At 56.8% G+C, this 11,113-nt stretch carries 11 protein-coding genes; 2 read left to right on the top strand and 9 right to left on the bottom strand.

The annotated features are described in order from the left end of the window. The 4 genes from DQG13_RS10475 to DQG13_RS10460 all read right to left on the bottom strand — a co-directional run. The coding region (locus DQG13_RS10475; RefSeq protein WP_181592686.1) for a DEAD/DEAH box helicase at positions 1-1,300 on the bottom strand (1,300 nt) is incomplete at its 3' end. Beyond that, positions 1,297-1,782: a hypothetical protein gene (locus DQG13_RS10470; RefSeq protein ID WP_113019698.1), complete on the bottom strand. Its 486-nt coding sequence runs from the start codon at positions 1,780-1,782 to the stop codon at positions 1,297-1,299. The genes DQG13_RS10475 and DQG13_RS10470, both read right to left, overlap by 4 nt. A gap of 2 nt (positions 1,783-1,784) precedes the next feature. After that, positions 1,785-2,060 carry a hypothetical protein gene (locus DQG13_RS10465; protein ID WP_113019697.1) on the bottom strand — a complete coding sequence of 92 codons (276 nt, stop codon included), beginning with the start codon at positions 2,058-2,060 and terminating at the stop codon, positions 1,785-1,787. Positions 2,061-2,221: 161 nt separating this feature from the next. Continuing rightward, positions 2,222-3,451 carry an MFS transporter gene (locus DQG13_RS10460; protein ID WP_113019696.1) on the bottom strand — a complete coding sequence of 410 codons (1,230 nt, stop codon included), beginning with the start codon at positions 3,449-3,451 and terminating at the stop codon, positions 2,222-2,224. Positions 3,452-3,655: 204 nt separating this feature from the next. Here DQG13_RS10460 and DQG13_RS10455 point away from each other — a divergent pair, with 204 nt between their 5' ends. Both DQG13_RS10455 and DQG13_RS10450 read left to right on the top strand, forming a co-directional pair. After that, the gene (locus DQG13_RS10455) at positions 3,656-4,150 is read left to right on the top strand and encodes a MarR family winged helix-turn-helix transcriptional regulator (RefSeq protein ID WP_113019695.1); all 495 of its coding nucleotides are present in this window, start codon (positions 3,656-3,658) and stop codon (positions 4,148-4,150) included. Positions 4,151-4,898: 748 nt separating this feature from the next. Further along, complete coding sequence (locus DQG13_RS10450; protein WP_113019694.1) at positions 4,899-6,116, top strand: aminotransferase-like domain-containing protein; 1,218 nt, start codon at positions 4,899-4,901, stop codon at positions 6,114-6,116. A 13-nt stretch (positions 6,117-6,129) separates the two neighbouring features. Here DQG13_RS10450 and gluQRS read toward each other — a convergent pair whose 3' ends face one another. The 5 genes from gluQRS to DQG13_RS10425 all read right to left on the bottom strand — a co-directional run bounded on the left by gluQRS (position 6,130) and on the right by DQG13_RS10425 (position 11,096). Beyond that, positions 6,130-7,092 (bottom strand): tRNA glutamyl-Q(34) synthetase GluQRS, encoded by a 963-nt coding sequence (gene gluQRS, locus DQG13_RS10445; RefSeq protein ID WP_113019693.1) that lies wholly within the window; start codon positions 7,090-7,092, stop codon positions 6,130-6,132. A gap of 7 nt (positions 7,093-7,099) precedes the next feature. Continuing rightward, entirely contained in the window at positions 7,100-7,522 is a 423-nt protein-coding gene (locus DQG13_RS10440; RefSeq protein ID WP_181592685.1) for a hypothetical protein, read from the bottom strand. A 170-nt stretch (positions 7,523-7,692) separates the two neighbouring features. Beyond that, positions 7,693-8,562, bottom strand: a complete 870-nt coding sequence (locus DQG13_RS10435) for a carbohydrate ABC transporter permease (RefSeq protein WP_113019692.1) — start codon at positions 8,560-8,562, stop codon at positions 7,693-7,695. 17 nt (positions 8,563-8,579) lie between these two features. Beyond that, positions 8,580-9,476 carry a carbohydrate ABC transporter permease gene (locus DQG13_RS10430; protein WP_113019691.1) on the bottom strand — a complete coding sequence of 299 codons (897 nt, stop codon included), beginning with the start codon at positions 9,474-9,476 and terminating at the stop codon, positions 8,580-8,582. A 243-nt stretch (positions 9,477-9,719) separates the two neighbouring features. Continuing rightward, a complete protein-coding gene (locus DQG13_RS10425) occupies positions 9,720-11,096 on the bottom strand; it encodes an ABC transporter substrate-binding protein (RefSeq protein WP_113019690.1) in 1,377 nt (458 codons plus the stop codon). Positions 11,097-11,113: the final 17 nt, after the last annotated feature.

Genomic DNA, 11,113 nt, shown 5'->3' with positions numbered 1-11,113 from the left:
TGCCGCCCCGCCGCGGTGCGTGCTCGCGCTCGCCGCCGTTCCGGCCGCCGCTCCACGCGCCTTTGCCGCGCCCGGCCGGACGCGACGCGCTGCCGCGGTCGGCTCCCGGCTTGCGCCCGCCTCCGCCGCCTCTGCCCTCCAGCGGATCATAATCCTCGTCGATCCCCAGCGCCTGGATGTTGAACTCCTCCATACTCCGGCGCTTCAGGGTCATATGAATGCCCCGCTCGATCTTCTCCAGCAGGCCGCGGTCCTTGGGCGCCACCAATGTAATGGCAGTGCCGGTTTGTTTGGCCCGGCCGGTGCGGCCGATGCGGTGAATATACCATTCCGGGTCCAAGGGAATGTCATAATTGAACACATGGGTGACTCCCTCCACGTCCAACCCCCGGGCCGCCACATCCGTGGCCACCAGATATTGCAGATCCGCCTTGCGGAAACGCTCCATTACCTGCTCCCGCTTGGATTGGGTCAGGTCGCCGTGCAGCTCGTCCACATTGAGGCCCTTGTCCAGCATGGCCTCCGTCAGCTTGCGGGCGCGGATTTTGGTCCGACAGAAGATCACCGCCAGAAACGGCTGGTAAACCTCCAGCATCCGGAACAAGGTGGCCTGTTTGGCCCGGTCCGTGGTTTCCACCACAAATTGGCGGATTTCCTCCAGCGTCACCTGCTTGCCCTGAATCCGCACATCCTGCGGCTGCTTCATGTAATTCCGGGCCAGCGCCTTCACCTGGTCAGGCATGGTGGCGGAGAACAGCATGGTCTGTCTGGCGTTGGGCAGACGGCGGATAATCGCCTCCACATCCGTCAGGAAGCCCATGTGCAGCATTTGGTCCGCTTCATCCAGCACCAGCTTCCGCACCCGGCCCAGATCGATATTGCCCCGGCGCAGATGGTCCAAGAGCCGTCCCGGCGTACACACTACAATAGCCGGACTGCCCTTCAGCTTCCGGCTTTGGGCCTCCACATCCTGCCCGCCGTATACGGCCAGAATATGGGCTCCCGCCAGAGGGGCCAGCTTTTTCAGCTCGGCGGTAATTTGCAGGGCCAGCTCCCGGGTAGGGGTAATAATCAGCCCCTGGACATGGGGGTAGTCGGCATCGAAGCCCTCCAAAAGCGGAAGGGCAAACGCCAGAGTTTTTCCCGTACCTGTCTGGGCCTGGGCAATCAGATCCTTGCCGGTGAGCAGAATGGGAATCGCCGCCTCCTGAATGGGAGTGGGCGCCACGATTCCTTCTTCACGCAGCTTCTTAATATAAGGCTGGGAAATCCCCAGCGAGGCAAAAGGCATTTCGCTCATGTACACGTTCCTTTACGATTAATATCTGTCATGATGTTTTGCAGATGGGGCATTCCCTCCGGCTGCCAGTCGAAGGCCTTGAAGGAAATGAACCTCATGCCGGCGTCGGTAAAAAAGAAAGCGAGTCTCCGCACCTGAAGCAGCGCCGTAGCCAGGGTGGCCTGCTTCTGCCCGGTTTCGTCGGTGATCACCGCGTGGAACCGGACCACCGCGTCGGGATAGGTCAGCTCCAGGCCGATGCGCAGATCGGGAACGCCTTTTTTGTCCGGCGTGTCCATCAATTGTACCGAAATATCCGTATGGGACACCAGCGCATCCCGTTCCGGCGAAAGCAGCCCGGCCTGCGGCTCTCCCGCTTTGACCAGAAACATAACCTCCGTCCGGCCATTCTGCATCAGAAGAGCGGGAATCAGCCGGTCCTGGGGCAGCTCATGCCCATTGGGGAAGAATTTATCCAAGTAAGCCTGTTCGGGATGGGACATAATCAACCTCCTGACGCCGGCAGCGTCTTCTTGGCCGCCTCAATCAGCCCGTAATAGGCATCGTCATCCTCTTCCAGCCAGTCCTCCACCTCAAGGATCTGATCCTCATCCCCGGACTGGTTCAGAAAGAACAGGCCATAGCTCCATTCTTTTCCTTTTTTGCTGTGCAGCACAATTTCATACGGCTCCTTATGGCCTTCCACAAGAAAAGCCACCTTGCCGACATATCCGTCCGCTTCGGAAAATTCCATGCGGGCGTTCATTATCTTCAACTCCATGAGCAGTTCCCCCTGTAACATCTCTCGTCCTTACAATACCTTGACCGCCTCCAAAAAGCAACAAAGGCGCCCTCCAAAAGCAAAATCCCGCTCTGGGCAACACCAACACTCGCCGGAACGGGAATGAAAACGGATGGTATACATTTTTGCTAAACGCCGGTTTACATGGATTGCAGCTCTGCCGGAGCCTTCGCCTTTTCCTTGGCCAGCACCAAGGTCAGGAACCCGCACAGGCAGAAGAAGCTGGCCGCCAGAATAATCGCTTCAATGGGCAGCACGCCGTTCAGTCCCGTTCCCAGGAGCGGCCCGATGGTGCCTCGGATGCCGAACAGCATCAGGTGAAGCCCGAACACAACCCCTTCCTTGCCGGGTGCCAGGCGGAAGACATACGCCAGACATCCCAGATCCCAGGTGGCATCGGCAAAACCCTGCATGCCGCTGGCCAGGAGCACAGCCGGATAGGTGCCGAAGACACCGTACAGAAGGGTGCACAGCACATGGCAGCCGATGCAGAAAATCATCGCCCGTTTGGGACCATACCGGTCAATCACCCTGCCCATGAAGAAATAAGCCGTGAGCAAAAATACAAAATAAAAAATCCGCACGATCCCGATGTCCATGTTGGACAGCCCCAGCCGCTGCACCTGAATGATGTTATACAACGGGTTGGCCAGCATATTGCCGAAGCCGGAAAAGGTCGTGGCCACGAGAAACAGCACCAGCGGACGGTTATTGGAGAGAACGGTGAACTGGTCGCGGAACCGGACACGCTTGCGGGCGGCGGCCTGGGGATCAGGCAGACGCTCTTCCTTGACCATGCTGAAGATAAGCATCGACGCGGAACCGGTAACGGCCGCGATCAGCAGCGGGTAGAAGCTTCCCGCACGGTCAATCCAGATGCCCACGGTAAAGGCCAGCGGAATCATCAGCAGCCCCATGGCTACGCGAACATACCCCATAATCCGCCCCCGGATGTCGGCAGGATAGATTTGGGTCATCAAGGTGGCATAAGCAGGAGCCTGGATGCCCTGCAGGAACTGATAGACCAGGGCAATGCCGACAAACACCCAAGGGGAAGCAAATAAAGCCGGGATAAAGATCAGAAGCCTTCCCACCATATTGGGAAACGTCACAAAATACTTGGCCCGCCCTCTTTCCGCCAGTCCAGCCCAGATCGGTGAAAACAGCAGGCCGACGGCAGGTGCCGCACTCAGGAGCCCCACCTGGAAATCCGTTGCCCCGCTGCGGATGGCAATGGGAACGTAAAACTGGTTGAATACAACGTTGAAAAGACTGAATAAGGCCGCTGCAATAAAGTCCCAGCGAAAATTGGCCCTGGCCTGCCGTGACATCCTCAAGCCGAGAATTTGTACCGTTGGTATACCCTCCATAAGACAACTCCTGCCCGCAAATTCTGTTGGTCACGCCAATAGAATCTCACATCTGCCGGGATGTTTGCAATACTTTTAAATGGGCTTTTCCGCTTTGCAACAAATCTGCCATTTTCCCCGTCCGGACCTGAATTTGACAGCGGCGGCGTTTCCGTCCTATCCTAGTATATAATCCAATTTCAGCAAGCCAAAAAGGAGCCTACCATGCAAGAAACAACCTCTTCTTTTGTGCCGATTCAAGAAACGGTGGCCTTCCGGATGTACCGGACCTCGCGCCTGATCCGTCATCTTCATTATATAACCTTTCAGCAAAGCGGCTTTGACCTGACCCCGGAGCAGTGGTTTATCCTCAATAAATTGGCGGTAAAAAGCCCCCAATCCCAAACGGAGCTGGGGGACAGCATCATGGATGACCGGCCCAATATGACCCGGATTCTATTGACTATGGAAAAAAAGAAGCTGATCGTCCGCCGGGCCGACCGTACGGACAAGCGGAAAAGCGAGGTCCATCTCACCGATGAAGGCCGCCATGTCCTGGAGGCCTGCCTGCCCTCCGCCGTCCATGTGCGGGACAGGCTGCGCCATTCTATCGGCGAAGAGGACATGCAGGCCTTCTGGCGGGTGATGGATGCGCTGGACCGGAATATGCAAACGATGTTCGGTGAGGAGGACGCCTCCAGCCCGAGTTCACGTGAATAATTGCAAGGTTATAAATCCGCCCGGCATAGGGTGTTGGCCGGTGAGCCTGCCAGAGCAGACCGGGCCGGCGGTGACGGCACTCCTGCGCTCCCTAGCTCTGTCTGCAGTATTGGTCTCGGCAAACCCGGCAATGGGAAAAGGAGCAGCTCAACTCATCCTCAACCCAGAGGGTGGAAGGGATGAAATGTAAGCGGCAAACAATGTCTGCTATCTCCGCGATTGGCCAACAAACAACCGAATAACGACATAAAATGTCTGCTAAGCACCCTATTTTTCACGAAAACCAGGAATTTGGCGGAAATAACAGACATTTGATGTCGTTATTTTACCAAAAAAACACCCATTCCCCAAATAACAGACAAATGCTGCCCGTTATCATCATCCTTCCTCCTTCTGCTGCTCCTGCTCCTTCTACTCCTTCTGCTGCTCGCTCCTCATTCCTCTTGTGTCCCAGCGACGGCCTCCCAACTCCTCCGACCGCCGGAAATCCCTGCCTTATACCTGAACGAATAGCTGAGCGGCTGGTAAATCACTCTCTTTGCTTGTTCTGCAATTGCTCTTTAGGATCACCCTGATCCTTTTGATAAGGGACGAAATTGGCAATAACATGTACTTCAGCCGCTGCCATCCCCCAAAAAAACTGTTGCTATAGCATCATTATATGTTGCCTTAGCAACATTCATATGCTACATTATTAAACAGCAGCAATTATCCGGTTATATCCAACCTCTTTAGGAGTGATTACGTCATGGAATTCCGCTTCGCTTCCCGCATGTCCCAATTTACCTCCTCGGCTGTACGGGATATTCTCAAATTGACCCAAGGCAAGGAAATTATCTCCTTCTCCGGCGGCCTGCCCGCAGAGGAGCTGTTTCCCGCCGAAGAACTAAAAAGCGCCTACTCCCGCGTATTCGCGGACCGGCGCGTTATGCAGTACGGATTAACGGAAGGGCTGCCGGGCTTAAGGCAGCTTCTATCCCTGCGGCTCTCCCAAAAAGGCATTCAAGCCAAGCCCGATCAGTTGCTCATCACCACCGGCTCCCAGCAAAGCATTGATCTGACCGCCCGGATTCTCCTGGAGCCCGGCGATCTGGTGATTACGGAGAATCCCACCTATCTGGCGGCGCTTCAGGTATTCCAGAGCTCCGGGGCGCGGATTCTGGGCCTGGATACCGATGAGAACGGCATCCGCGCCGACCTTCTGGAGGCAGCCTTGCGGGACAACAAGCCCAAGCTGCTGTACGTCATCCCCACCTTCGCCAACCCTACCGGAGCCATCTGGAGCTTGGAGCGGCGGCAGGAGGTTCTGCAATTATGCAGCCGTTATGAGACAGTAATTCTGGAGGATGATCCCTACGGAGAGCTCAGCTTCGAGCCGTCCACCCTTCCCCCCTCCCTCAAGGCATTGGCGGATGCGGCAGGCTTTCCGGGTGTCATCTACACCAGCACCTTCTCCAAAACTGTCGTTCCGGCCCTGCGCATCGGATGGGCGGCGGCGGATGAGAGCGTCATCCGCCAACTGGCCAAGGCCAAACAAAGCGCCGACCTCCATTCCTCCTGCCTGGATCAGGCGGCATTGGCGGAGCTCCTGGAGGGCTTTGATCTGGACGGCCATATCCGCCGCATCCGCGCGGAATACGCCGGCCGGATGCAAATCATGCTGGACTGCCTGCGCAATGATCCCGTATTTGCCGGAATCACCGTGCGCCCGCCCAAGGGCGGCATGTTCCTGTGGCTGGAATTGCCCGGGGAAGCGGACATGGATACGCTGCTCCGCCTGGCCATTGAAGAAGGCGTCGCCTTTGTGCCGGGAACCGGCTTCTATACGGATGGCCAAGGCAACCGGACCATCCGGCTGAACTTCAGCCACTCCGCGCCGGAGGTAATCCGGGAAGGGATGCTCCGGCTGAAGCGGGCGTATATCCGCTGCTGCAGCCAATCCGGCATGGAAGCGGCGTTAAGCTGATATCAGCCGCTTTTTACCCATACGCTACCGCCGCCAAATCCTCTTCCGAAAGCCGGACCGCTTCCTTGGGGAGCGCCTGCAGCGAAAACAGGGGGATCAGCTCCTTGGCGGCTGCAGGCTCGAACCGGTCCAGAAGCCCATACGCATGGGCGATCAATCCAAGGACCGTTTCGGGCCTGATTTGTCTTTGCCGCATATCCGCAAGCGTTATGCCTCCATGGCGCTTGGACAGGCGGCTGCCGTCCGGCCCCAGCAAGAGAGGTACATGGGCAAACTGCGGCGCCTGCCACCCCAGAGCCTGGTACAGCCAAATCTGCCGGGGTGTGGAGTCCAGGAGATCAAAGCCGCGCAGCACATGGGTGATGCCCATGGCGGCATCATCGGCCACCACCGCCAATTGGTAGGCAAGAATGCCGTCCGCCCGCTTGACGATGAAATCCCCTCCCGCTCCCGCAGGCACCTGCTGCAAACCCGCCGCCTCATCCACAAACGCCAGCGGCTCCGCAGGAAGCTCAAACCGCACCGAAGGTGTCTTGCGGGCCGCCTTTTCCGCCAGCTCCTCCTTGCTTGCCTTCTTGCAAATCCCCGGATAAGCCGGTCCCTCCGAAGCCAGCCCGTGGGGGGCGCTGGCGATTGCCGCCAGCTCCGCCCGGCTGCAGTAGCAGGAGTACGTCCGCCCCAGCTTGTCCAGCGCATCCAGCACCGACCCGTAATACCCGAGCCGCTGGCTTTGTATGTAAGGCCCGGAGGGGCCGCCCACATCCGGCCCCTCCTCCCAATCCAGGCCCAGCCAACGGAGATCCCCGGGAATCCGCCGGGCAAATTCCGCTTTGGAGCGCGGCCCGTCAATATCCTCGATACGCAGCACAAATTCGCCGTTCATGGAGCGTATTTGCAGCCAAGCCAGCAAGGCGGCAGCGGCATTCCCCAGATGCAGAAGTCCCGACGGCGTAGGCGCGAACCTTCCTCTCCACATGCCGTCCTCAGCCTCCTCCATGATCTTCCGCCGAGCCGCCGCCGATAGGGTCAAGCCCAGACCAGTTCACCACGGCGCGGAACATCCGCTCGTCCAGAGGCAGGATAAAATCGCAGGATGCAATCGTCCGCATGCCGCTCCGGTTATGGAGCACCGCCCGGCGGACCATGATCCGGTAATGCCGCGAGCCCGGCGCCACGCTGACCAGCCCGGCATGCTCCGGCCACTCCGGCAGATGACGCAGCGGCTTTAAGCCGTATGGCTCCGCCGGAATAATGCTGAGAATATCCGCCAGCTGCAAATAATAGTTGGCATGGGGCTTTTGAATAATAAACTCCCGGGTGGTGACGGTGTAGCCGTAGCCTTGCTTCTTATGGGAGAGCTTCAATTCCCCCTCCATCGCTGGGATGGAAATAAAATCCCGGTTCAAGGGTCCGTCCCCTTTCGTACATAGTAAGTCGCTCTGCTTATTGTTTTAGGATATCATGTTTTCCCGGCAGGTGCTACCGGACCGCCTCCGCCTTGCGCTTCCGCCGCAACGCCAAAAAGACCGCCCGCAGGCAGTCTTCCTGTTGCTTGCCGCAGCGCGGCAGCTCGCTTTTACCCTTTAATGGAGCCGGCATTCATTTGCATGAAGGATTTGTTCGCGGCAATATAGACCACCAGCATGGGGAGGATGGACAGACAGGCTCCTGCCATCATCAGATGGATCTGCATGGCGGCGGATGAGCCGTACCGCAGATTGGCAAGGCCTACCGTCAGCGTCTGCATCTGGGGATTGGTCATGGTAAATACCAGCGGCAGGATATATTCATTCCAAGCATGGCGGAAGGCGAACAGCCCCGAAACTCCCAAGCCCGGCGTAAGCAAAGGCAGGATAATCACGAAGAAGCTGCGGGTAAAATTGGACCCGTCAATCATGGCCGCCTCATCCAGCTCCTTGGGGATGGACTTCAGGAAGCTGAGCAGAATGAAGAAGGTGCTGGCATGGGCGCTGACCAGAATAAGCACCACGCCCCACAGGGTTTTATTCAGATGAAGCAATACCATCAGGTCGAACTGGGGACGCAGCACAACAGCGCCAACGGAGATAAACATGGTGGCAGCCTGCATGCCTACATAGAGGGATTTGCCCCGAAACTGCCTACGGTCCACAACATACGCGCCCATAGCCGCTACCAGCAGTGTGCCGATGGTGGAAGCAACGCTTAGGAACACGCTGTTCCATGTATAACGGGCAAAGTTTGTTTGCTGCCAAGCCTCTATATAGTTATGGAATTGCCAGTGCTGGGGCAGCAGATTGCCGCCGCTCATCAGCTCGGCATTTGTTTTCAGCGAACCAAAGATCGTCATCAGTACAGGAAATAAAGTCAACAGCACCGTAGCCAGCAAAAATGCCCACTTGAGGAGATGGCCCAGCAGCCGGAGCGCTCCGGGAACCTTCGGAGCCGAGTTTTGCTTCGCATTCATGTTAAACCCGCTCCTTTCTAGAACACATTGTTCATTCTCTTGCTGAGATAGGAATAAAGCATGGTGATGGCACCTACGATAATGGCAGTTGCAAAAGCGACGGCGCTGCCGTAGCCGATCTGCTGGGTAACAACGGAGCCTGTGGATACCGGGAACAGCAATTTGTACAAGTACAGGTACATAACCTCGGTTTTGCCGATGGGGCCGCCCTCCGTCATAACCATGATGCTCTCATACCCCTTCAGCGCGGCAATAATCGCCAGCATAATAATCATCTGCATCACCGGTCCCAGCATGGGAACGGTAATATACCAGAACTTCTGCGGTCCGTTGGCGCCGTCAATGGAGGCACTTTCGTACAGATCGGCGGGGATGTTTTGCAGTCCGGCCAGGAACAGCAGCATGTAGTTGCCCACCGCTCCCCATACGGCCAGGATAATCACCGTGAGCATGGCGAACTTGGGGCCGAGCCAATCCACCGGGGCGTCGATGATATGGTATTTCAGCAGAAGCTGGTTGACCATGCCGTTGTAGGAATTGAAGATGATGTAGAAGACTACGGAAATAACGGCGGTACTGATTACAGTGGGCATGAAATAGACGGCTCTTAAGAAATTGCGGCCGCGGAGCTTGCCGTTCAGGAGCACCGCCAGCAGCAGGGACAGCGGAATGGTTAGAATGAGCTTGCCGCCTGCGTACACAAAGGTGTTTTTGACGGAATCCCAAAACTGCATATCCCGGAGGAGCCGCCGGAAATTATCCAGGCCGACGAACAGCGCGTCGCCGTAGCCCGCATAATCGTAGAACATAAATCGCAGCACCCAGAACAGCGGGTAGATGCCGAGAGCCAGAGTCAGGATGACGCTGGGGAAAAGAAACAGGGTGTTTTCCCGGAAGCGGGTCCATTTGGACATCTTCTTTTCCTCCTAAGAGTTTTGAGTTAAACGCTAAGCGAAGCTGCGTTGGCGAAAAACTGGCTTCGTAAGCATTCGCTTGGGCTTGTATGTCGGATTGGGGGTGCAAAAAAGGAGCGTTCGTCCACAAGTGCGCCGACCGCCCCTTCTTGAACCGTTTGCTTTTTGATTTTCCATTCGGGGGCTCCCCCAAAAGTACCGGGAATCCGCTGCAGAGCATCCCTTCACTTTTGGGGGATTGGATTATTTGCCTTGCAGCTTGGCCGGGTCGAAGGACGGGTCCGGGCTAACCTTTACCTCTCCTTTTTCGGCCGCTTTGGTCAATGCAGTGTTATAGCGGGTGTTCAGATCCTTGGTGATGGCCGACAGATCCCCGCCGGTAAGCATGTACTTGAAGAAGGTGTCCGCATAGTTGGCGCCCTCCGGAGTAACGTTGGGGGCTACCGGCCACATGGAGTCGTATTTGCCCACCAGGAAGCCGTCCATGCCGGGAATTTCCGGTTTTTTCGCCTTGGCTGCAATGCTGGGCACAACGGCGATGCCGAAGCCTTTTTCGTGATAGGTGGTCAGGATATCATCGGCGTACATAAATTTCAGGAATTCCCAAGCCGCGTCCTTATTGGGCGACTTGCTAGTGATCCCCAGCCAGGTGCCGGCGGACACGATCTCCGAGGTGCCTTTAATGGTGCCGTCCAGGGTAGGCGCAAGCGCTCCGGCCCACTTGATTTTCGTCGGGAATTGATCTGTGTACACGCCCGGCTCCGTAGAGAAGCTCAGGTACATGCCGATTTTGCCTGCGGCGAACTGGGCGCGCATGGGGTCGATATCCAGGGTGGCGGCGCCGGGCAGAATGCTGCCGTCATCGTTCATTTGCTTGAAGTATTTCATAACCTCTGCATAAGGTGCGAAATCGAACTGGGCGGTTTTCAAATCATACCCCAAACCTTGGTAGCCGCTTAGGGAGAGGATTTCCCGGATGGAACGGTCGAAGGCGCTCTTGGGGCTTTTAAAGTTTAGAGCGAAGCCGTAGACGCCGTCCTTCTTGCCCATTTCGGTAATTTTTTTGGCGTCGTCCACCATTTCCTGCAAGGATGCCGGCGGCTTGGCGATGCCCGCTTTTTCAAACAGCTCCTGATTGTACACCAGACGCAGGGTCAGGCCTGTATTGGGCAGGGAGACCAGCTTGCCGTCGAAGATATTAACCTTGTCAATCAGCAGATCCTTGAACTTGGCTTTCAGATCATCCGTCGTGTAGGAGTCCAGCGGAGCGATATAGCCTTTTTTATAAAAGGTTTCGGCATTGCCGCTTTTCAGCCGGAGCACATCCGGCGCCTGGTTGCCTGCGAAGGCCACATCCACGCTTTGGCCGAAGTTTTCCGAAAGGACGGTCATTTCCACTTCAATATTGTCCTTGTTGGTGGTATTGAACTTGGTGACCAACTCCTTGATGTACTCCTGGTCATGCCGGTCATCGGTCCAATACTTGATGATTTTCTTCGGGCCGGCGGTAGGAGCGGTGCTGGCGGCAGCCGAGTCCTTGGAGGTGTCCGAACCTCCGCATCCGGCCAGTCCTGCCGTCAAGACCACGCCGAGGCTTAAGCCGATGGCTTTTTTCCACATGTGCATATCCCCTCTTT

Origin of the sequence: Paenibacillus sp. YN15 (genome assembly GCF_003285005.1) — a bacterium.
Lineage (GTDB): Bacteria > Bacillota > Bacilli > Paenibacillales > NBRC-103111 > Paenibacillus_AR.
The sequence above is the reverse complement of the archived record's forward strand: the minus strand, read 5'-3'. Positions and strand labels throughout refer to the sequence as shown.

Coding starts and splice junctions, on each gene's coding strand:
- DQG13_RS10450 (WP_113019694.1), top strand. CDS start 4,899: ATGGAATTCCGCTTCGCTTCCCGCATGTCCCAATTTACCTCCTCGGCT.
- DQG13_RS10425 (WP_113019690.1), bottom strand. CDS start 11,096: ATGTGGAAAAAAGCCATCGGCTTAAGCCTCGGCGTGGTCTTGACGGCA.
- DQG13_RS10455 (WP_113019695.1), top strand. CDS start 3,656: ATGCAAGAAACAACCTCTTCTTTTGTGCCGATTCAAGAAACGGTGGCC.
- DQG13_RS10465 (WP_113019697.1), bottom strand. CDS start 2,060: ATGGAGTTGAAGATAATGAACGCCCGCATGGAATTTTCCGAAGCGGAC.
- DQG13_RS10470 (WP_113019698.1), bottom strand. CDS start 1,782: ATGTCCCATCCCGAACAGGCTTACTTGGATAAATTCTTCCCCAATGGG.
- gluQRS (WP_113019693.1), bottom strand. CDS start 7,092: ATGTGGAGAGGAAGGTTCGCGCCTACGCCGTCGGGACTTCTGCATCTG.
- DQG13_RS10460 (WP_113019696.1), bottom strand. CDS start 3,451: ATGGAGGGTATACCAACGGTACAAATTCTCGGCTTGAGGATGTCACGG.
- DQG13_RS10430 (WP_113019691.1), bottom strand. CDS start 9,476: ATGTCCAAATGGACCCGCTTCCGGGAAAACACCCTGTTTCTTTTCCCC.
- DQG13_RS10435 (WP_113019692.1), bottom strand. CDS start 8,562: ATGAATGCGAAGCAAAACTCGGCTCCGAAGGTTCCCGGAGCGCTCCGG.